Annotated in this window: 17 protein-coding genes; 11 read left to right on the forward strand and 6 right to left on the reverse strand. The window is 60.9% G+C overall.

Annotation, left to right across the window (positions count from 1 at the left end; genetic code table 11):
• Window positions 1-49 precede the first annotated feature (49 nt).
• From parE to ACA057_RS02450, 5 genes are all read left to right on the forward strand, one after another.
• Window positions 50-1,954 carry a DNA topoisomerase IV subunit B gene (parE, locus tag ACA057_RS02430; RefSeq protein ID WP_497345676.1) on the forward strand — a complete coding sequence of 635 codons (1,905 nt, stop codon included), beginning with the start codon at window positions 50-52 and terminating at the stop codon, window positions 1,952-1,954.
• Window positions 1,954-2,943 (forward strand): esterase-like activity of phytase family protein, encoded by a 990-nt coding sequence (locus ACA057_RS02435; protein ID WP_497345678.1) that lies wholly within the window; start codon window positions 1,954-1,956, stop codon window positions 2,941-2,943. The genes parE and ACA057_RS02435 overlap by 1 nt, the downstream gene beginning before the upstream one ends.
• Window positions 2,940-3,464, forward strand: a complete 525-nt coding sequence (locus tag ACA057_RS02440) for a retropepsin-like aspartic protease family protein (RefSeq protein ID WP_497345680.1) — start codon at window positions 2,940-2,942, stop codon at window positions 3,462-3,464. The genes ACA057_RS02435 and ACA057_RS02440 overlap by 4 nt, the downstream gene beginning before the upstream one ends.
• 7 nt (window positions 3,465-3,471) lie before the next feature.
• Window positions 3,472-5,739: a DNA topoisomerase IV subunit A gene (parC, locus tag ACA057_RS02445; protein ID WP_497345682.1), complete on the forward strand. Its 2,268-nt coding sequence runs from the start codon at window positions 3,472-3,474 to the stop codon at window positions 5,737-5,739.
• Window positions 5,740-5,915: 176 nt separating this feature from the next.
• Entirely contained in the window at window positions 5,916-6,629 is a 714-nt protein-coding gene (locus tag ACA057_RS02450) for a PqiC family protein (RefSeq protein WP_059405834.1), read from the forward strand.
• A gap of 230 nt (window positions 6,630-6,859) precedes the next feature.
• Here ACA057_RS02450 and ACA057_RS02455 read toward each other — a convergent pair whose 3' ends face one another.
• On the reverse strand, window positions 6,860-8,380 hold the full coding sequence (locus tag ACA057_RS02455) for an AhpA/YtjB family protein (protein ID WP_497345684.1): 1,521 nt from the start codon (window positions 8,378-8,380) through the stop codon (window positions 6,860-6,862).
• A 135-nt stretch (window positions 8,381-8,515) separates the two neighbouring features.
• Here ACA057_RS02455 and serB point away from each other — a divergent pair, with 135 nt between their 5' ends.
• Window positions 8,516-9,730 (forward strand): phosphoserine phosphatase SerB, encoded by a 1,215-nt coding sequence (gene serB, locus ACA057_RS02460; protein WP_497345686.1) that lies wholly within the window; start codon window positions 8,516-8,518, stop codon window positions 9,728-9,730.
• 113 nt (window positions 9,731-9,843) lie between these two features.
• Here the strand turns inward: serB and ACA057_RS02465 are convergent, their stop codons facing one another.
• The 4 genes from ACA057_RS02465 to ACA057_RS02480 form a co-directional block, all read right to left on the reverse strand.
• Complete coding sequence (locus ACA057_RS02465; RefSeq protein WP_497345688.1) at window positions 9,844-11,616, reverse strand: cyclic-di-GMP receptor FimW-related protein; 1,773 nt, start codon at window positions 11,614-11,616, stop codon at window positions 9,844-9,846.
• Between the two features lie 181 nt (window positions 11,617-11,797).
• Window positions 11,798-12,658 (reverse strand): archaetidylserine decarboxylase, encoded by an 861-nt coding sequence (gene asd / locus ACA057_RS02470; protein WP_131058796.1) that lies wholly within the window; start codon window positions 12,656-12,658, stop codon window positions 11,798-11,800.
• 18 nt (window positions 12,659-12,676) lie between these two features.
• Complete coding sequence (locus ACA057_RS02475) at window positions 12,677-13,492, reverse strand: rhodanese-like domain-containing protein (RefSeq protein WP_497345690.1); 816 nt, start codon at window positions 13,490-13,492, stop codon at window positions 12,677-12,679.
• A gap of 42 nt (window positions 13,493-13,534) precedes the next feature.
• Window positions 13,535-15,073, reverse strand: coding sequence for an HDOD domain-containing protein (locus ACA057_RS02480; protein WP_497345692.1), 1,539 nt, complete (start codon window positions 15,071-15,073; stop codon window positions 13,535-13,537).
• 166 nt (window positions 15,074-15,239) lie between these two features.
• Here ACA057_RS02480 and motA point away from each other — a divergent pair, with 166 nt between their 5' ends.
• The 3 genes from motA to ACA057_RS02495 all read left to right on the forward strand — a co-directional run bounded on the left by motA (window position 15,240) and on the right by ACA057_RS02495 (window position 18,265).
• Window positions 15,240-16,091 (forward strand): flagellar motor stator protein MotA, encoded by an 852-nt coding sequence (gene motA / locus ACA057_RS02485; RefSeq protein ID WP_497345694.1) that lies wholly within the window; start codon window positions 15,240-15,242, stop codon window positions 16,089-16,091.
• A gap of 3 nt (window positions 16,092-16,094) precedes the next feature.
• Window positions 16,095-17,108, forward strand: coding sequence for a flagellar motor protein MotB (motB, locus tag ACA057_RS02490; protein WP_497345696.1), 1,014 nt, complete (start codon window positions 16,095-16,097; stop codon window positions 17,106-17,108).
• An 887-nt stretch (window positions 17,109-17,995) separates the two neighbouring features.
• Window positions 17,996-18,265 carry a hypothetical protein gene (locus tag ACA057_RS02495; protein WP_461952106.1) on the forward strand — a complete coding sequence of 90 codons (270 nt, stop codon included), beginning with the start codon at window positions 17,996-17,998 and terminating at the stop codon, window positions 18,263-18,265.
• A gap of 89 nt (window positions 18,266-18,354) precedes the next feature.
• On the opposite strand, the gene rsgA is transcribed toward ACA057_RS02495, so the two are convergent.
• Entirely contained in the window at window positions 18,355-19,386 is a 1,032-nt protein-coding gene (gene rsgA / locus ACA057_RS02500) for a small ribosomal subunit biogenesis GTPase RsgA (protein ID WP_497345698.1), read from the reverse strand.
• A 107-nt stretch (window positions 19,387-19,493) separates the two neighbouring features.
• Between rsgA and orn the strand changes: the two genes are divergently transcribed.
• Together orn and ACA057_RS02510 are read left to right on the forward strand one after the other, a co-directional pair.
• Window positions 19,494-20,036, forward strand: coding sequence for an oligoribonuclease (gene orn, locus ACA057_RS02505; protein WP_008035288.1), 543 nt, complete (start codon window positions 19,494-19,496; stop codon window positions 20,034-20,036).
• A 180-nt stretch (window positions 20,037-20,216) separates the two neighbouring features.
• Window positions 20,217-20,828: a trimeric intracellular cation channel family protein gene (locus ACA057_RS02510; RefSeq protein ID WP_497345700.1), complete on the forward strand. Its 612-nt coding sequence runs from the start codon at window positions 20,217-20,219 to the stop codon at window positions 20,826-20,828.
• Window positions 20,829-20,854 lie beyond the last annotated feature (26 nt).

The following is a 20,854-nucleotide window of genomic DNA, read 5'->3' on the forward strand; positions in this document are numbered from 1 at the left end:
CGCCCCTTTTTCATAGAACACTCTTTTTACAGGCGGACGACGAGACCCCATGGCCACTCCCAGCGCTAGCTCTTATAACGCAGACGCCATCGAAGTCCTCTCGGGCCTCGACCCGGTGCGCAAACGCCCCGGCATGTACACCGACACCAGTCGGCCGAACCACCTTGCCCAGGAAGTCATCGACAACAGCGTCGACGAAGCCTTGGCCGGGCATGCAACGTCGGTGCAGGTCATCCTGCACGCCGATCATTCCCTGGAAGTCAGTGATGACGGCCGTGGCATGCCGGTGGACATTCACGCCGAAGAAGGCGTTTCGGGCGTCGAACTGATCCTCACCAAGCTTCACGCGGGCGGCAAGTTTTCCAACAAGAACTACCAGTTCTCCGGCGGTTTGCACGGGGTGGGTATTTCCGTGGTCAACGCCTTGTCGACCGAAGTCCGGGTGCGCGTCAAGCGTGACGGCAACGAATACCAGATGACCTTCGGTGACGGTTACAAGAAAACCGAACTGGAAGTGATCGGCACCGTCGGCAAGCGCAACACCGGCACCAGCGTGTTTTTTGCGCCGGACCCAAAGTACTTCGATTCGCCGAAATTCTCCATCAGCCGCCTCAAGCACGTACTCAAGGCCAAGGCCGTTCTGTGCCCGGGGCTGCTGGTCAGTTTTGAAGACAAGGCCACCGGCGAGAAAGTCGAATGGCATTACGAAGACGGATTGCGCTCCTACCTGGTCGACGCTGTCAGCGGATTTGAACGCCTGCCGGACGAGCCGTTCTGCGGCAGCCTGGCCGGTAATAAAGAAGCCGTCGACTGGGCGCTGCTGTGGTTGCCTGAGGGCGGCGACAGTGTTCAGGAAAGCTACGTCAATCTGATCCCGACCGCGCAGGGCGGTACTCACGTCAACGGTCTGCGTCAGGGCTTGCTCGATGCGATGCGTGAGTTCTGCGAATTCCGCAGCCTGCTGCCACGCGGCGTGAAGCTGGCCCCGGAAGACGTCTGGGAGCGCATTGCGTTCGTACTGTCGATGAAGATGCAGGAGCCGCAATTCTCCGGCCAGACCAAGGAACGCTTGTCGTCCCGTGAAGCGGCGGCCTTCGTGTCCGGTGTGGTCAAGGACGCGTTCAGCCTGTGGCTCAACGCCCACCCGGAAACCGGCATGCTGCTGGCGGAACTGGCGATCAACAACGCCGGCCGTCGTCTGAAAGCCAGCAAGAAAGTCGAGCGCAAACGCATCACCGCCGGTCCGGCGTTGCCGGGCAAGCTCGCCGACTGCGCCGGGCAGGACCCGATGCGTTCCGAGCTGTTCCTGGTCGAAGGTGATTCCGCCGGCGGTTCGGCCAAGCAGGCGCGGGACAAAGAATTCCAGGCGATCCTGCCGTTGCGCGGCAAGATCCTGAACACTTGGGAAGTCGACGGCAGCGAAGTACTGGCCAGCCAGGAAGTGCACAACATCGCCGTGGCGATTGGTGTCGATCCGGGCTCGGCGGACATCGCCCAACTGCGCTACGGCAAGATCTGCATCCTCGCCGACGCCGACTCCGACGGTCTGCACATCGCCACCTTGCTCTGCGCGTTGTTCGTCCAGCATTTCCGCCCGTTGGTGGATGCCGGTCACGTCTACGTCGCGATGCCGCCGCTGTACCGCATCGACCTGGGCAAAGAGATTTACTACGCCCTCGACGAAGCCGAGCGCGATGGCATCCTCGATCGTCTGGTGGCCGAGAAGAAACGCGGCAAGCCGCAGGTCACCCGATTCAAAGGTCTGGGTGAAATGAACCCGCCGCAATTGCGCGAAACCACCATGGACCCGAACACTCGGCGCCTGGTGCAACTGACGCTGGATGATTTCGAAGCGACTTCGGAAATGATGGACATGTTGCTGGCGAAGAAGCGCGCCGGCGATCGTAAATCCTGGCTCGAATCCAAAGGCAACCTGGCCGAGGTTCTTGGCTGATGCGGTTTGGCTTTGCCCTGGCGTGTGCGTTACTTCTGACCTCGGTGACGGCGTTTGCCGAGCCGGCGCCGGAACTGCGCCTGTTGTCCGAGCATGCCATCGATGGCATGCGCGGCGGCAACCTGTCGGGGCTGGCCCAGTGTGGCAAGGACTTGTGGACGGTTTCCGATCGCGATGACGATCAGATCTACCGCCTCGATACCCGCGACCCGGTCTGGCAGGCCGAAACCGTGGGCATCGGTGTACCGCCAGTGCCTGACAACGGCTTGCCCTGGGGTTTGCGTGCGCGGACCTGGGCGGCGGCGTTCGTGCGCGGTGGCGATCTGGATTTCGAAGGCATTAGCTGCGACAGCGCCGGTAATCGCTACATTGTCAGCGAGGCCCATGCGGCGGTGCTGCAAGTGCCCACCACGGGGCCGGCCTCCTGGCTGAAAATCTCGCCGATCATGGTTCGCGAAGCCAGGGCCAGTGGCCTGTTGCTGCACTTCAATGCGTTGTTCGAAGGCCTGGCGATCAATCCTGAAGGTGACCAATTATGGCTGGCCGCCGAACGCGAGAGCCGCGGGTTACTGCTGATCAAACGCAAGCAAACTATCTGGGACTGCGATGGCGGCTGTGTGCTGCTGAGCGAGGCCGGGAGGGAAATGCAGCCTGCACAATTTCCCCGTGCCAGGGCGATGCCCAAGGATTTTGCCGATCTGGCCTTGTTCAACGGCAAGTTGTTTACCCTGGAGCGCAACGCCTTCGAGATTTGCCGCCGTGATGCGGTGACGGCCAAGGTTGAGCGCTGCTGGTCGTTTGCCGCCGAGGCGTTGCAGGAAAATCGTCGTTATCCACAGGCCTATGGGCTGGCGGAAGCATTGATCGTGGACGCCGATGGCGCCTGGATCGGCATCGACAACAACACCGGTGCCCGCGCCGATGGCGAGGTTCGTCCGATCGTCTGGCGCTTCGCCGCGCCTGAAGGTGGCTGGAGTGCCAAGCCGTGAGTCAAAAAACGCCGGGCAAGCGCGCCGGCCGGGTGTTCCTGGTGCTGGCCTGGTGCGCCGCGCTGTTTCTGGCGACGCGGTTTTTCGGCCAGTGGGAAGCGCGTCAGCAGAACCCCAACACCGTCGTCAGCTCGGAGCAGGGCGAAGGTTTTATCGAAGTGAAACTGGCCAGCAACTCGCAGGGTCACTTCGTCGCCAGCGGCCAGATCAACGGCCAGCCGGTGGATTTCATGCTCGATACCGGGGCGACCGATGTGTCGATCCCGGCGGAAATGGCCGAACGGCTGAAGCTGGAAAAAGGCTTCGGGGTAACCCTGAGCACGGCCAATGGCCTGAGCCAGGGCTATCGCACCCGCATCGACCGGCTGCAACTGGGCGACATTGTGTTGCGTGATGTCCGCGCCCTCGTCGCGCCAGGCTTGAGCGGCAATCAGGTGCTGCTCGGAATGAGCGCGCTGAACAAACTTGAATTTACCCAGCGCGGTGGCACCATGCTGCTGCGCCAGACAACGAACCAATGAGGCCCGCATGAGCGACTCCCTTGATCTCAGCCTGGACGGTGTAGAGCGCCGGTCACTGGCTGACTTCACCGAAAATGCCTACCTCAACTATTCCATGTACGTGATCATGGACCGTGCCTTGCCGCATATCGGCGACGGCCTGAAACCGGTACAGCGGCGCATCATCTATGCGATGAGCGAGTTGGGGCTGGACGCCGATTCCAAGCACAAGAAATCGGCGCGTACCGTCGGTGACGTGCTCGGTAAGTTCCACCCGCACGGCGATTCGGCCTGCTACGAAGCCATGGTCCTGATGGCTCAGCCATTCAGCTATCGCTACACGCTGGTCGACGGCCAGGGTAACTGGGGTGCGCCGGATGATCCCAAGTCCTTCGCCGCCATGCGTTACACCGAAGCGCGGCTGTCGCGTTATTCCGAAGTGCTGCTCAGCGAACTGGGCCAGGGCACCGCGGACTGGGGCCCGAACTTCGACGGTACGCTCGACGAGCCGCTGGTGTTGCCCGCGCGGTTGCCGAACATTTTGCTCAACGGCACCACCGGTATTGCCGTGGGCATGGCCACCGACGTGCCGCCGCACAACCTGCGCGAAGTCGCGACGGCGTGCGTGCGCTTGCTCGATGAGCCCAAAGCCACGGTCGAACAGCTCTGCGAACACATCCAGGGCCCGGATTACCCGACCGAAGCGGAAATCATCACGCCGCGCGCCGACCTGCTGAAAATGTACGAGACCGGCAAGGGCTCGGTGCGCATGCGCGCCGTGTACCACATCGAAGACGGCGACATCATCGTCACCGCATTGCCGCATCAAGTCTCCGGCGCCAAGGTGCTGGAACAGATCGCCGCGATGATGCAGGCCAAACCGTCCAAAGCCCCGCAGATCGCTGACCTGCGCGACGAATCCGACCACGAAAACCCGTGCCGGATCGTGATCATTCCGGGCGTCCGCAAGAATTTCGACCACGATGCACTGATGACTCACCTGTTCGCCAGCACCGAGCTGGAGTCGAGCTACCGGGTCAACATCAACATCATCGGCCTCGACGGCAAGCCGCAACTGAAAAACCTGCGTGCGCTGCTGGTGGAATGGCTGGAGTTTCGGGTCCAGACCGTGCGTCGTCGCCTGCAATTCCGCCTGGACAAGGTCGAGCGTCGCCTGCACCTGTTGGACGGCTTGCTGATTGCCTACCTCAACCTGGATGAAGTGATTCACATCATCCGCACCGAGGAACACCCGAAAGCCGCGCTGATCGAGCGTTTTGCCCTCAGCGAAATCCAGGCCGACTACATTCTCGACACCCGTTTGCGTCAGTTGGCGCGACTGGAAGAAATGAAGCTGCGGGCCGAGCAGGATGAACTGCTCAAGGAACAGGCCAAGCTGCAAGCACTGCTGAGCAGCGAAGCCAAGCTGAAAAAACTGGTGCGCACCGAGCTGATCAAAGACGCCGAAACCTACGGCGACGACCGTCGCTCGCCAATCGTCGAGCGCGCCGAGGCCAAGGCGCTGACCGAGCACGATCTGCTGCCAAATGAGAAAGTGACCGTCGTACTGTCGGAAAAAGGCTGGGTTCGTTCGGCCAAGGGGCACGAAATCGACGCCACCGGGCTTTCTTATAAGGCCGGGGATGGTTTCAAGGCCTTGTCGGCGGGACGCTCCAACCAGTTCGCGGTGTTTATCGACTCCACCGGTCGCAGTTATTCGGTGGCTGCGCACACGTTGCCATCGGCCCGTGGCCAGGGCGAACCGCTGACCGGTCGTCTGACGCCGCCACCCGGGGCGAGCTTTGAATGCGTGCTGATGCCGGAAGACGATTCGCTGTACGTGATCGCCTCCGACGCCGGTTACGGTTTTGTGGTCAAGGGTGAAGACCTGCAAGCCAAGAACAAGGCGGGCAAGGCGTTGTTGAGCCTGCCGAACAACTCGAAGGTTATTCTTCCGCGCCCGGTGACCGATCGTGAGAACAATTGGCTGGCTTCGGTGACCACCGAAGGTCGCCTGCTGATCTTCAAGATCAGCGATCTGCCACAATTAGGTAAGGGCAAAGGCAACAAGATCATCGGGATCAACGGTGAGCGTGTGGCCAGTCGCGAAGAATATGTCACGGACATCGCCGTATTGCCGGAGGGTGCCACGTTGGTGCTACAGGCCGGGAAACGTACCTTGTCACTGAAAGCAGACGACCTCGAACACTACAAAGGTGAGCGTGGACGTCGTGGTAACAAACTGCCACGTGGCTTTCAGCGGGTCGATGCGCTGCTCGTCGAAAACCTCAATTAGGCGTCCCAGAGCGCTCGATCTACGATTTAACGCGTAGATCGACACTTTGGCGCTGGAGTCGGAACGCATATTCACGGATGATATGGCCTTTCAAGCGCCGGCGTGGCCGAGCGTTCTTCATATTTATTGAGTATTTTCACTGTGGTTAGCCTTGTGGCAACCACCTGGACGGGACGATGACTGCTCTGCGCCTTCCTTTTATTTTGATGCTCGCCGGCGTACTTGGCCTGGCGGGTTGCAGCGTTCACCAGCCGGTGTCGCTGTATCAACTGGACAGCGGAAGTCCGGTTCAACCTGCGCAAAGCGCGGGCATGGCCGTATTGTTGGGTCCTGTAACGGTAGCCGATTACCTGCAACGCGAAACGCTGTTGCAGCGGCAACCGGATGGCAGCCTGCAAGCTTCGACGGATGGTCGTTGGGCGGGTAGCCTGTCTTCGGACATCGATCAGCTGTTGCTGCGTCAGGTCGCGGGTCACCTGGACAGCCAGCGTGTGGTGCTGGCACCAGCGACATTGGGTTTCACACCGGATGTTCAGGTATTGCTGACCATCACGCGTCTGGATTCGGGTGAATCGCAACCGGCGATCCTTGATGCGCAATGGCGTTTGATCGACCGTCGTGGGCAAGTGCGTGATAACCGCATCATTCATCTGCAGGAACAGCACGCCGGCGGTACGGCGGCTCAGGTTCAGGCGCAGGGTGTATTGCTGCAGCGTCTGGCCGAGCAGCTGTCGGTGGCGTTGAAGCCGCTGGCCAATCAGCCGCCGATCGCCGAAGCGCCACGTAAACCAGCCGCCAAGCCGGCAGCACCGGCAGCAGAAGCGGAAAAGCAGCCAAAGATCCCGATGGCCTCGCCGATCCGGACCGATATGGAAGTGTTCAGGTTCTAGGCCTGGATTGATTCACAGCAAAGCCCGCATTGATGCGGGCTTTGTTGTTTCTGCGGGTTAGACCTTTATCGCTGCTGATGGCCTCTTCGCGGGCAAGCCTCGCTCCTACAGGTATTCGCAAACGACTCCGCCCCTGTAGGAGCGGGCTTGCCCGCGAAGAGGCCGACACAGGCAACAAAAAGCCCGCAGGCGATCACTCACCTGCGGGCTTCTTCATAACAGGGCAATTACTACGCCCGGCGTTCGTGCATCCGCGCCAGTTGCCGCTCGAGCATCGACGGGTAAGGCTCCATCAGCCGTTCCACGCAGCAAGCACCCTCAGGGCTAGCGATCGGACGGATCCGCGCACGTTGGCGGATCAGCGCGTCGTCACCGATCTTGCGCTCCACCAGCAGCAGGTTGCGGCTGTGTTGCGACAGGGCCAGGGCATCCTGAGCGGCCTCGGTCAGCAGCAGATCGATCTGGCTCAGGCCGAACAACTCGTCGCCCAGGGTCAGGCCCAGCTGCAATTGCAGAGTGATGCCGCTGTCGGCGACTTCGATCTGCAACTGATGGCCCAACGCCCGCAGCAACTCGCCGCAGCAAATGGCGTTGGTCAGGTAATCGTCGCCGCTGTCTTCGGTGTGGAACAGCATCAGCGTGCTGCCATCGTTCAGGGTGTGCAGCTCACTCTGGTAGAGCGAGGCGGCCTGATCGAGGCAATCGCGATAGCGCTTGAGCAGTTCTTCCAGGCGCGTGCGGGGCAGACGACGCAGCTGATCCTGAGCGCCCAGTTGCACGGCCAGCACCGCGCTGTGCTGTGGCACGTTCGAGACGACGGGTTTGGCAGCCGGTTTCGGCGCGGCAACGGCCGAGTCATCGCGAAGATCGGCAAACGGATCTTCATCGTCGTCATCGTCTTCAACGGTGCTGACAATGTGCCGGGGCGCGGGCTTGAGGCCGGCCACAGGCTTGCTTTCATCGAAGCTCGGATCCCGCAGGTTACGCACTTCGAAGGCCGGATCGGTATCGTCGATATCTTCGAACTCGGGTTCAGGCTCCGGCTCAGGCTCGGCCGGCTCAGGCGCGAAGTTGGCGTGGAGCTGGCGAGCCAGGTCGCCGATCTCATCCTGACGCTCGGTGCCCGGGGTGTATTCGTCGATATTGCGCAGCCACACGCGCAATTGCAGGAGCGGCGTGGAGATGTGCCGACCCAGGCGCAAGCTCAAGGCCAGGGACAGCGCCAACAGAATTGCGCTGAGAATGCCCATGCTTTGCAGGCTGATGGTCATCGGCTGCTGGAACTGATCCATGTCCAGGCTGATGCGCAGTTGCCCGGCGGTCACGTCCTGGAAGGTGATCTTGCTCTGGTACATGCCTTCGGCTTCGCCCAGCAGGCTATGCTTGGGGCGCTGACCGGCTTCGGCGAGGATGCGGTTATCCACGCTATAGATGGCGGCGTGGGCCACCAGCTTGTTTTTGGTCAGGTTGTTGAGCAGTACGTTGAGGCTGAGGATGTCGTTGGACACCAACAGCTCCGTGGCCGACGTGGCGGTCTGCGTGGTCAGGCTCTCGCCCAGGGCATCCGCCTGCTCGTGCATGGCCTGCTTGAACTGCAAACCCATCACACAGGCATAAATCACCAGGGCCAGAGCGACCAGGATCACGTTATGGCTGGCAATGCGCAATGCAATCGGTACACGGCGGTGGCGCAGTGCACGGAAGATCAGCAGAAAGAAGTTATCGGTTTTTACTGGCGTGGGCCGGTTCACTTGAGCTCGGCTCTTTTGTCCGTGAAGTTGACGCGCAGTATAGCGACAGGCCCTAGGCCGGCAAAGCGCTCACGGTGCCCGATGGTCACTGAATGTGGGTAGAATGCGGTTTTTTTCCACCTGCGGGGGTGCGCCTTGCGCGAAATCGTCCTGATAAACATCACGGGAGTCGACCGTCCGGGTCTGACTGCGGCCATTACCGGCGTTCTGGCCCAGGGTGGTGTGAACATTCTCGACATCGGTCAGGCAGTCATCCACGACACGCTGTCGTTCGGCATCCTGGTTGAAATTCCTGACACCGAGCAAGGCAAGTCGGTGCTCAAGGACATCCTGTTCACGGCGTACAAGCTCGATCAACAGGTGCGTTTCACGCCGGTGTCCGAAGAGGATTACCAGCAATGGGTCGGCAATCAGGGTAAAAAACGCCACATCGTGACCCTCCTGACCCGCAAAGTGACTGCCGGGCAATTGCAGGCCGTGAGTTCGATCACCGCCAAATATGGCCTGAACATCGACCATATCGATCGTCTGTCCGGGCGCATGCCGCTGGACACCCCGGCCGACCAGGGCAAGGGCTGCATTGAGTTTTCCGTGCGTGGCGAAGCGGCTGATCCGCAGGCGCTGCGGGCCGAATTCCTCAGCGTCGCGCAGGAACTGAACGTCGACATCGCCTTCCAGGAAGATTCGCTGTTCCGCCGTAACCGCCGTCTGGCGGTGTTCGACATGGACTCGACGCTGATCGAAGCCGAAGTCATCGACGAACTGGCCAAAGCGGCGGGCGTGGGCGATCAGGTGTCCGAAATCACCGAACGGGCAATGGCCGGTGAACTGGACTTCCGCGCCAGCTTCAAGGAGCGCCTGGCCTTGCTCAAAGGGCTGGACGTCAGCGTGCTGGATTCGATCGGCGCGTCGCTGCGCCTGACCGAAGGCGCCGAAACCCTGTTCGCCGAACTCAAACGCCTGGGTTACAAGACCGCCATTCTGTCGGGCGGCTTCACCTACTTCGCCAAGCAATTGCAGGCCAGGTTGGGCATCGATTACGTGTTCGCCAACGAACTGGAAGTGGTCGACGGCAAGGTAACGGGCGTAGCGGTTGAGCCGATTGTCGATGCGCAGCGCAAGGCGGATCTGCTGAAGGAGCTGGCGCACAAGGAAGGCTTGCGACTGGAGCAGACTATTGCGGTCGGTGACGGCGCCAACGACCTGCCGATGCTGGCGATTGCCGGGCTGGGCGTGGCGTTCCGCGCCAAGCCGCTGGTCAAGCAGTCGGCGAAGCAGGCGATTTCCACCCTTGGGCTGGATGGCGTGCTGTACCTGCTGGGCTTCCGGGATCGTGACGGGCAGCTCTGAGATTTGTATTGACTGATCAGGCCCCTTCGCGGGCAAGCCTCGCTCCTACAGGTATGCGGTGATTTTGTAGGAGCGAGGCTTGCCCGCGAAGGCCGCGCTGCGGTTTCACAGACTCACAACGACTTCCACAACGAATCAAAATCCTCTTCAGCACCGACCGCGCCGCTCCCCGCGGCGTTTTCCAGCGGCCGATAGGCAAACTGATTGAAGCTGTTGGTACTCGCCAGCCGCCGATCCAGCCCCGCCCGGCGTTCCTCGCCATTGGTATTGATGATCACCTTGTTGCCTTCCTCAAAAGGCAGCCGAGGGGCGAGCAGGGTGGCCGGCAGGTCGATCGCGCTGATCGCGGGCAACAACAGGCCGCGCAGGTAATGGCTGTGCTCATCACGGGTGCGCATCAGTTGCAGGCCGCAAGGCTCGGCGTAAGGCGCGACCTGTTCGATGCCCATTTGCGTACCGCCGCCACGCACCTGGCGAATCCAGCGCACCACCGCAATGCTCCAACCCTGACCGGCGGAATCTTCGATGCCGATCATTTCGCCAGCCTGTAACTCGGCAGGCACCGCGCCAGGCCAGGCCAGGCAATAACCACCAGGACTGTGATTGATCACCGGCAGGGCATACTTCACAAATTGTCGATTGCGATCGGCCGCCTCATGGCTGTCATCGTTCTGAAGCTGCGGGTATTCGATTTCTTCGTAGGGCAGCAGTGCGCTCGCGTCGCCATGGGGGGCCGCATCAAAGGCGTGGCGCCATTGATCTTTTTCCCGGCCCGCAGGCGCGGTCACCGAAAATTGCGCGGGGCGCACACCGGGGGTTTTCAGAATGTCGCTGAACGAACGTTGGCCACCCAGATAATAATGCAGCGCGCTCATGCCCACGCACAGGGTCAAGGTGCCTTGGCTGGCGGTGCGCTGGAAGCCGCGCTCGGCGGCCTGGCCCCAGGCGGCATGCAGATGTTGCAGGGTGTCCAGGCTCAACCCCGTCGGTACCGGCAGCGGTGATGAGGTTTCGGTTTTTTGCAGGTGCGCCTCGATGGCGGCGACCAGCGGCTGCGGATCGATCCCGAGCAAACTCGCCTGCTGTTCGGCCTGAAACCTGGAGCGGTAACGCGGCCCGCTGTCGAGGTCGGGTGCGACCGCAAACAGTCCATCAGCCGGTTGGCCGGGTTGCAGCTTGATCCATTTGCTCCAGGGCTCCAGCACCTCGGCGAGCCGGGCGATCTGGTTCTGGCGCAGCTGATTACAGCGCGAGGCGCCCAGCAGCAAAGCGACCACGTAAGTCTGTTCGACGCTCAGGTTAGTCGTCTGGCTGGCCAGTTCATCGCGCAGGCTCAGGTGCTGGAGCCGGTGCGCGCAGGCGATCCGATACAGCTGATGCAGCTCCAGCCACAGGCCTTCCGGCACCGGGCAATAGAGTTGGGTCGAGCGAATCAGCGGGCCGTTAAGGCAATGGATTGCCCGTTGCAGCGCTTGGGCCAGCAGCGGCGCACGGTCCTTGGTGAAGCGCGGGGTGATGCGCACGACAATCTGCTTATAGCCGATCGCCAAGTGACTTTGCAGCGCCTGGCAGAGGTTGGCGATCTTGCGTGAGCGTTCGTCGAGGACAATCGCCTGATGCAAAAAATGCCGCTCCAGGTGTTTGCAGACGTAATACACCTCTGGCCGCAGCAGTTCGAGCAGTTGCAGGCGGTTATCGCTGGGCGTGAGCAATTGATTGAGTTCGCTCAAGCCTTGATACAACTGGCGAGCGGTTTCGCCAATATTGGCTTTGGGCAGGTCGGCGATCCAGCGCTTGAGGTCGCGCGGGGTGGGCTCACAGAACGACAGGCGTGACTGCGTCGGGAGCGGGGCGCGTAGCAGCAGGTGAGGACTGGTTTCATTCATGCCGTGGAAAAACTCCAACCGGGAAATGGGCAGTGAATGACCTGACTGTAGCAGCTATGGCCCCTGTAGGAGCGAAGCTTGCTCGCGAAGGCGATCTTAAGGACGTCTTCGCGGGCAAGCCTCGCGCCTGCAGGGGCGGGGTCAACCCCACGAAAATTTTTCGCGGGGTTAAATCAGGGAATCAGGCGTTCGGCAGGCCCATGCCCTGGCCCATCTGCACTGGCGAACCGGCCGCGAGCTCTTCAGCCCACTTGACCTGATCCGGGCCGAACAGCACGACAGCGGTCGAACCCAGCTTGAAGCGACCCAGTTCTGCGCCTTTCTCCAGATGGATCGGTGCGCGGGCAGCTTCGTCGTAACGGAAGGTTTTCAGCTCGCGTTTTGGCGGTGTCACCAAGCCGGCCCAGACCGTTTCGATCGATGCAACGATCATCGCGCCCACCAGCACCACGGCCATCGGTCCGCGCTCGGTGTCGAAAATGCACGCCACACGTTCGTTGCGGGCGAACAGTTCCGGGACGTTTTCAGCGGTGGTCTGGTTGACCGAGAAAATCCGGCCCGGAATGTAGACCATTTCACGCAGGGTGCCGGCCAATGGCATATGCACGCGGTGATAGTCCTTCGGCGACAGGTAAATAGTCGCAAAATCACCACCCATGAACGGCGCGGCATTCGCGGCGTCACCGCCCAGCAACTCCAACACACTGAAGCTGTGGCCCTTGGCCTGGAACACACGACCGTGTTCGATCGGACCGAGCTGGCTGACGGCGCCGTCGGCCGGGCTGAGGATCGCGCCCGGCGTTTCGTCCAGAGGGCGAGCGCCGTCTTTCAGTGCGCGGGTGAAGAACGCATTGAAGTGCTCATAAGCCGTCAGGTCTTCGACCAGTGCCTGGGACATGTCCACCTGATAACGCTTGGCAAACCAGGCGGTAAAGGCGTTCTTGAACCAGCGCACGCGGCATTCGGCAATGCAGCCGGCCAGTCGCGACAGCAGGTGATGGGGCAGCAAGTATTGGCTGAGGATAAACAAACGCTTATTCATTAACTGTCCTTAAAAACCTTAAATCTCTACGGGCGTATCGGGGTGGTTGCCCCATTCGCCCCAGGAACCGGCGTAGCCTTTGACCCGCGGATAACCGAGGGATTTGGCCACCAGATAGGTGAAGCCAGAACGATGGTGTGTCTGGCAGTGGGTAATCACTTCTTTGTCTTTGCTGATCCCGAGTTTTTCCAGGATCTGCGGCATGTCGGTGCGGATACGCAGGTTACGCGCCTGATCCATGCCCGCGGTCCATTCGAAATTGACCGCGCCCGGAATGTGCCCGGCCTTGGCGGCCAGGACTTTCTCGCCGGAGTACTCCAGCGGCCCGCGCGCATCCCAGATCGCCAGGTCGGCGGCGCCGAGACGGCTTTGCAGGTACTCGCGGGTGGCAGTGGGTTCGTCATGCAGCGTCAGGGCGACCGGGCCGCCGACCGCTGGCGGAATCTGGATCGACATGGGCAAGCCTTCCGCCAGCCAGGCCTTCAGGCCGCCGTCGACATAGTGGTATTGACGATGGCCGATGACATCCAGCAGCCAGATGAAGCGCCCGGCCCAACCGCCGCCTTCGTCGTCATAAACGACGTAGACCGCATCGGGGTTGTGCCCCAGCTCGCCGAACAATGCTTCAAGCGCGGCGTGGGTCGGCAGCAGGCCTGGCGCCGGCGCCTGACCCAGCTGAGTGCGCTTTGGATCGACAAAGCGCGCCCCGGGAAGATGCCCTTCGGCATAGCGGGCGCTGCTGGTCAGGTCCACCAGAATCAGTTCGCGGGCGTCGAGACGCGGGAGCAAGTCGCTCGGCTCGATGACCAGCGGCAAGCCAGAGAAGTCAGACATGTGAGGTCTCCAGAGCACAAAGGGGAGGATTGTAGCGCAGCCTCATTGGCCGCGGGTGCTAAAGCTATGCAGCGCTTTTTCTATGCATTGCGCGGTTTTACCGAAGGCTTGCACGGTGATTTCCGAGAACGGCCCGCCGCCCTGATCCGCCACCACAATCATGATCACCCGACCATTATTGACCAGTGAGCGCAGCAGCAGGTGTTCGCCGCTGAACTGTGAGCGCAGGCTCGCCGGCAGCAGCGCCGAGAATTGCGCGTTGTTGGCCGGTGTCAGTCGCACCTGTGCCTGTTGCGAGAGCAGGCGTTGCAGCACGGTGCTCTGGCTGACCAGGAAATTCAGGCCGGCCGCTTCTTTCGGCAGCCCGGCGATCTGGTGCACACGCAGATTGGCGTGCGTGCGGTCGGCCATCAGGATCATCACCCGACGCATGCCGCACGCGACTAACGCGTCTCGGGCAGAGGTGGTCAAGTGCATGGCATTGGTGAAGCGACTCGGCTCGACCAGCAACTCGGCGCATTGCTTGCGCCACTTCGCCAGGTCTTCGGCGGTCGGTGCCGGGGCCGGCAGCAAACCGGCATGGATGCGGTTCACGCCCCACGGCCAGATCAGCGACACCGCCGGGTGCCACAGGTCGGGCATGGCGTGATGGCGGGCGCTGTTCGCGGCCTGTTGGTGCAACTGCTGCTGCACCTCGTCCATCGGCATTTGCAGGTAAAGGCTGGTCAGGTACTGCCAGCGTTCACTGTGCGGACTGTCCCAGGCCTGTTGCGCCGACAGCGCCAGCCCGTTGGCCAGCAACACGGTGTTGGCCGGTTGATTGAGCCAGCGGCGCAAGGACGGATCGTCATCAAGGCGGTTTTGCTGGCGCAACGGATGTTCGCTGTCACGCGCGATGCGCAAGACTTTGACCAACTCCCGTTGTTCGTTGAGCAACAGTCGATAGCCTTGCTGCACCCAGATCGGCAGGCGCCAGATGTCCACCAGCGCCAGGCCGATTTCCAGCAGGCGCACGCCAAATAATTGCTTTTCGACTGTGCGCGCCGACTCGCCTTTATGGATGACCCGCAGCTCCCATTCTTCGAGCAATTGCGGATGCGTCAGTGCCAACGGCCAGAGCGGCGAAAGAAACAGCAGGCTGCCCCAATGAATGTCCTGCCACAGTCGCGCCAGACGACTGGCAAAAAAACCGTTGGCTTGTTGGGTGGCGTGCTGGCTGATCAGCTGCAGTTGGCGCAGGGCCACCGGGATCTCTGACTGAGGCAAGGCAGGCAGGCGGGCAAGCAGTTCTTCGGTGCGTTTCAAACCGAGGCGATTGATCGCCACCTCAAGGTTTTCCGCAGGCTCGGTCATGCTGCCATGGGTGTGCCGGTTGGCTTCGCGAATCACGCTCAAAGCCAGGGCCGGGCTGTCCTGCATCAGTTCGGCGATATCACGCAGCGAGCTGCGACTGTTGGCGAGGGCCTTGCAGACGCGGTCATGACTGACTTGCGGAACCGGCAGGCGCACGCCATCGAGAAGCTTGACCCAGCCTTCGAGCGTGGTCGGTTTTGGAGTTGGAACGTTCGTTTCATTAGCCATGGTTGGACGCGATCACCGTCTGCATTACCTATGCCCGGAGCGGGCTTAATTGGCTTTTCGCCTGAACTGGCTTTAGTCTGGCGCAGTTTTGCCGATAAGTAGAAGAAGAGATTTTTTAACTTCCGAATATGACCTTGAACCCGACTCAGTAAGTGCTCTCCTACCTATGGCTAAAATAATCGGCATCATCGTCGTATTCGCGAGCGTACTCGGCGGATACGTGCTCTCCCACGGCAAAATTGCCGCCCTGATCCAGCCCTTCGAAGTGCTGATTATCGGTGGCGCGGCGCTCGGCGCATTCCTGCAGGCCAACCCCGGTTACATGACGATGCACGTGCTCAAGAAGTCCTTGAGCATGTTCAGTTCGCGCTTCAACCACACGTTCTATCTGGAAGTGCTGGGCCTGATCTACGAGATCCTCAACAAGAGCCGCCGCGAAGGCATGATGGCGATTGAAGGCGACATCGAAGATGCCGCGGCGAGCCCGATTTTCGCCAAGTACCCGACGGTTCTGAAAGATGACCGCATGACCGCATTCATCTGCGATTACCTGCGCATCATGTCCTCCGGCAACATGGCTCCCCATGAGCTGGAAGGCCTTTTCGACATGGAACTCTACAGCCTCAAGGAAGACCTGGAGCACCCGTCCCACGCCGTCAACGGCATCGCCGACGCCATGCCCGGTTTCGGTATTGTCGCGGCGGTACTGGGGATCGTGGTGACCATGGCTTCCCTGGGTGAAGGCGACCAGAAATCCATCGGCCTGCACGTCGGTGCGGCACTCGTGGGTACCTTCTTCGGTATTCTCGCGGCCTACGGTTTCTTCGGCCCGCTGGCCCATTCCCTGGCCCACGATGCCAAGGAAGAACTGAACGTCTACGAAGCCATCAAGGCCTCACTGGTCGCTTCCGCTTCCGGCATGCCGCCATCACTGGCAGTAGAGTTCGGCCGCAAGGTGCTGTACCCGGCGCACCGTCCTAGCTTCGCTGAGCTGGAACAAGCGGTTCGCGGACGTTAAGTCATGGAAAATAATCAGCCGATAATCATTAAGCGCGTCAAGCGCATCGCCGGCGGGCATCACGGCGGGGCATGGAAAATCGCCTTCGCCGACTTCGCGACGGCGATGATGGCGTTCTTCCTGGTGCTGTGGCTGCTGTCTACTGCCACGCCAGAACAGAAGATCGCCATCGCCGGCTACTTCAAGGACCCGGTCGGTTTTTCCGAAAGCGGCACGCCGTACATCATCGACTTGGGCGGCACGCCGACCCTGGCGCCGGAGAACACCCTCAACCCCGAGGTGAAATCCCAGCCGCAACCGGACAAAGTGACCATCGACACCGAACAGGTCGAAGGCATGGCCGAGCAGGTCGAGAAAGAACGCCTCGAACTGTTGCTGCAAGAACTGCAGAACAAGGTCGAAGAGAACCCGCAACTGAAGAAATTCAAAGACCAGATCAGTTTCGAAATCACCCCGGACGGTTTGCGCATCCAGATCGTGGACGCGGAAAATCGGCCGATGTTCGATTCCGGCAGTGCGCGGCTGAAACCGTATTTCGAAGACATCCTGCTGGCCATGGCCGACACCATCAAAGCGGTGCCGAACAAAATCAGCATCAGCGGCCACACCGATGCCAAGCCGTACACCGGCACCGGCGATTTTGGTAACTGGGAACTCTCGGCCAACCGTGCCAACGCGGCACGCCGTGCACTGGTGGCCGGCAGCTATCCGGAAGCGCAGGTGGCACGTGTTGTCGGTTATGCCTCGTCGGCGTTGTTTGATCGCGATAATCCGTTCAACCCGGTCAACCGTCGTATCGACATCGTCGTGCTGACCAAGAAAGCCCAGCGTGCCATCGAAGGTTCGCAGGGGGCGGAACCGGCTCCGGAGCCGACGCAAGGGCAGGGTGGGCCGGGTGAAGTGCCGGCTGATCCGCATGCGTTGCCGGCGGACAAGGAACCATTGCCGGCGCATGAGCTGCGCGAACGTCTGAATCTGTTCGATAACCCGAAGCCCGCAGAACCACCGAAGCAGTGACCCACAAAAAAGCCGACAGTGATGTCGGCTTTTTTTTGCGGCTTTCACTGGTTTGGAAGCCAGACGCGGCCCCTTGTAGGAGCTGGCTTGCCAGCGAAGGCGGCTTTATAGCCGACCATTCTCTTCAAGTGTACATATCCATTTCTGCGGTAACGCCTGCTATTGGTTCCGCCCTTACGGCGGGTCACTTTCGAAAATCCGGAAGCCGGCCCAGTCGAAAGTAACCAAAGCGCTTCTGCCCCTTTCGTTCGGTGCCTCGCTAAGGCTCGGCATGCCCTCGCTCCGGTCCTGCTCCGTGGGCCCGCCGCCATCGGCCATCCATGGCCGGGGGCGGCTAACCCGGCATCCCTGCCGGGTTGCCCACTGCGCAGAACCGGAACGAAGCCTCTCGATGGGGCGGTGCATCAAGATCAAAAGCACGGCGGCCTACCGGCCGGCCTGATTTCAGCGCATGCGTTTCCCTGTGGGAGCGAGCTTGCTCGCGAAGGTCGTTAACGATGACGCGTTTAAACAGGATAAACGCTGCGCATTTAAGATCTTCTGATTGCGTTAAAAATCAAGGAGTGAGGGCATGTCCGAGAAAGGTGTAGGAAGTCTCCGAGACGTTTAAACCGGGTTTTTCTTCGCTTAAGGCTCGCCTATAGTTTGTCCGTCGCCGACGAATCGGTGATCGACTTTAGCCAGTCGTAACAGATGATGCACAAGCGCCCGTATAATCGCGGCGCTTTTTGCTGCCTGACATCTACATGTCTATGGTGGCTGTGCGTGGGACACCTTCGGGTGTGCCGGGTTCATCTGTCCGGTTGGCTAACCCGCGTACAGCTACCACCCCAATTCGTTTAGCCACGAAAGGGTGGGAGTTTCACCTATCAGATGAGATTCAAGTCATGCCTAAATACCACCCGCTCCAAGGCAACTTCAGCGTCGGACCGACGCTGTACATCGACACCGAAGCCCGCGCTTCCGATCTTCTTGAAACTGCCGTCCACCGACTCAAAGCCGCGCGCAATCTGCTCAACAGCGTCACCTGCCTGTGCGTCAAAGAAGCCGAAGGACACGACCTGGAGCATTTCGCCAATGCTGCGCACATGTTGATCCAGGATGGCTGTGATGCTTTGGATGTGCTGGGGTGGACGCTGGAAAAAGCCGCACGCTGAAAACAAAAAAGCCGCGAGATGATCGCGGCTTTTTTTACGCGGGAAGCTGCCGATCATTTTCGTGGCATCACGAAAATGATCCAGGCTACTTAATAGCTGCTTTCCGGCAAACTGGCGATGATCGAGCGGTAGCTGTTCATCCGTTGCTGCTGCACGCGGCCTTCTTCGAGAGCTTTGAGCAGAGCGCAACCCGGCTCGCGGTCATGTTTGCAGTCGCGGAAGCGGCAGGTGCCGATCAAGTCGTTGAACTCGATGAAGCCGGCTTCGACGTCGGCGCGGCTGACGTGGCCCAGGCCGAATTCGCGGATACCCGGGGAGTCGATCAACTCACCGCCACCGGGGAAGTGGAACAACCGCGCGGTGGTTGTGGTGTGAGTGCCCTGGCCGGACAGCTCGGACAGCGGGCCGACACGGGTTTCGACTTCCGGCAGCAGGCTGTTGACCAGCGATGACTTGCCGACGCCGGACTGGCCGACGAACACGCTGATGCGCCCGTCCAATTGTTTTTGAAGTTGCTCCATGCCGTTGCCGTGGTGCGCCGACACTTCCAGCACCGGATAACCCAGCGTGCGGTAAACCGCCAGCAGAGCATTCAGCGCCGGGGCGTTCTGCTCGTCGATCAGGTCGAATTTGTTCAGCAGCAGCAACGGACGAATGCCCGCATGCTCGGCGGCGACGAGGTAGCGGTCGATCAGGTTGGCGTGGGGCTCGGGCAGCGGGGCGAAGACAATGACGATCATGTCGACGTTGGCCGCCACCGGCTTGAGCTGACCACGGCTGTCCGGGCGGCAGAGTTCGGTTTTACGTGGCAGTTGCGCCACGATCACCCCGATGCCCTGGTTGCCGGCACGCCAGACCACCTGATCGCCGGTCACCAGCGCAGGCAGGTTGGCGCGCAAGTGACAGCGGAACACCTGGCCGGCCAACTCGCCATCGAGCGCTTCGACTTCGACTTGCACACCGAAGTGCGCGATCACCAGGCCCGTCTGTTCCGGACCCAGGTCGCCACCTTCAAGTGCCTCGACAGCCGAGGACTCGCGTTTGGCGGCGCGGGCAGCGCGCTCGCCCTGAATCTTTTCGATGCGCCAGTTTTGACGACGATTGAGTTGGCGTTTGGCCATGGGTGTTCCGTATCAAGAATGCAGCGATTAGGTAAAACGGCCGCGAGTTTAGCACGCCCGGCCACTTGCCTAGGCTAAACTGCGCAGCATTGCCTAGGAGCCGACACATGCAAAACCCACAGAATCTGATCTGGATCGACCTGGAAATGACCGGTCTGAACCCGGATACCGACGTCATCATCGAAATGGCCACCATCGTCACCGACAGTGACTTGAACACCTTGGCCGAAGGCCCGGTGATCGCCATCCACCACAGCGATGAAATCCTCGCTGGCATGGACGAGTGGAATACCCGTCAACACGGCGGCTCCGGGCTGACCCAACGGGTTCGCGACAGCCGCATCAGCATGGCCGAAGCCGAAGCCGAGACCATCGCCTTCCTGGAAAAATGGGTGCCGAAGGGCAAGTCGCCGATCTGCGGCAACAGCATTTGCCAGGACCGTCGCTTCCTTTATACCCACATGAAATCCCTGGAAAGCTTCTTCCACTACCGCAACCTCGACGTGTCGACGCTTAAAGAGTTGGCCGCACGCTGGGCGCCGGACGTGCGCGACAGCTTCAAAAAGGGCAGCACCCACCTGGCGCTGGACGACATTCGCGAATCGATCGCCGAGTTGCAGCATTACCGCAAGCACTTTATCAAGTTCTGATCTGGCGGGGCCTGCACCGATGCTTTCGCGGGCAAGCCTCGCGCCTACAGGCCCTGTGTTGTACCCGTAGGAGCGAGGCATGCCCGCGAAGAAGGAGACGCGGTCTATTTGATCGTGCGCCCACTTTTGGTGCCCGGGTGAAGTGAGTAGACTGCGCGCCTTCCTGCAAGGACCGCCACCATGTTGCTGATGCTTTACCTGATCGCCATTACCGCCGAAGCCATGACCGGTGCCCTGTCCGCCGGCCGTCGCGGGATGGACTGGTTTGGCGTGGTGCTGATCGCCTGCGTCACCGCCCTCGGTGGCGGCTCGGTGCGCGACGTGTTGCTCGGCCATTACCCGCTGACCTGGGTCAAACACCCGGAATACCTGGTGCTGACCTCAGTCGCGGCGATGTTCACCGTCTTTGCCGCACGCTGGATGCGCCATCTGCGCTCGCTGTTTCTGGTGCTCGACGCCGTGGGCCTGGTGGCGTTCACCCTGATCGGCTGCATGACCGCCCTGGAAATGGGCCACGGCATGCTCGTGGCTTCGGTCAGCGGCGTGATCACCGGGGTGTTCGGCGGCATCCTGCGGGACATCTTCTGCAACGACATCCCGCTGATCTTCCGCCGCGAGCTCTACGCCAGCGTCTCGTTCGCGGCGGCGTGGTGCTACATGTTATGTCTTTACCTGAACCTGCCGGGAGAACAGGCGATCCTGATCACCTTGTTTGGCGGCTTTCTGCTGCGCTTGCTGGCGATCCGTTTTCACTGGGAAATGCCCAAGTTCGTTTATAACGACGAGCAGTAAATAGCGGTGTGAGCACTCTTTGCCTG

The sequence above is a fragment of the Pseudomonas sp. LBUM1661 genome, from assembly GCF_059695925.1.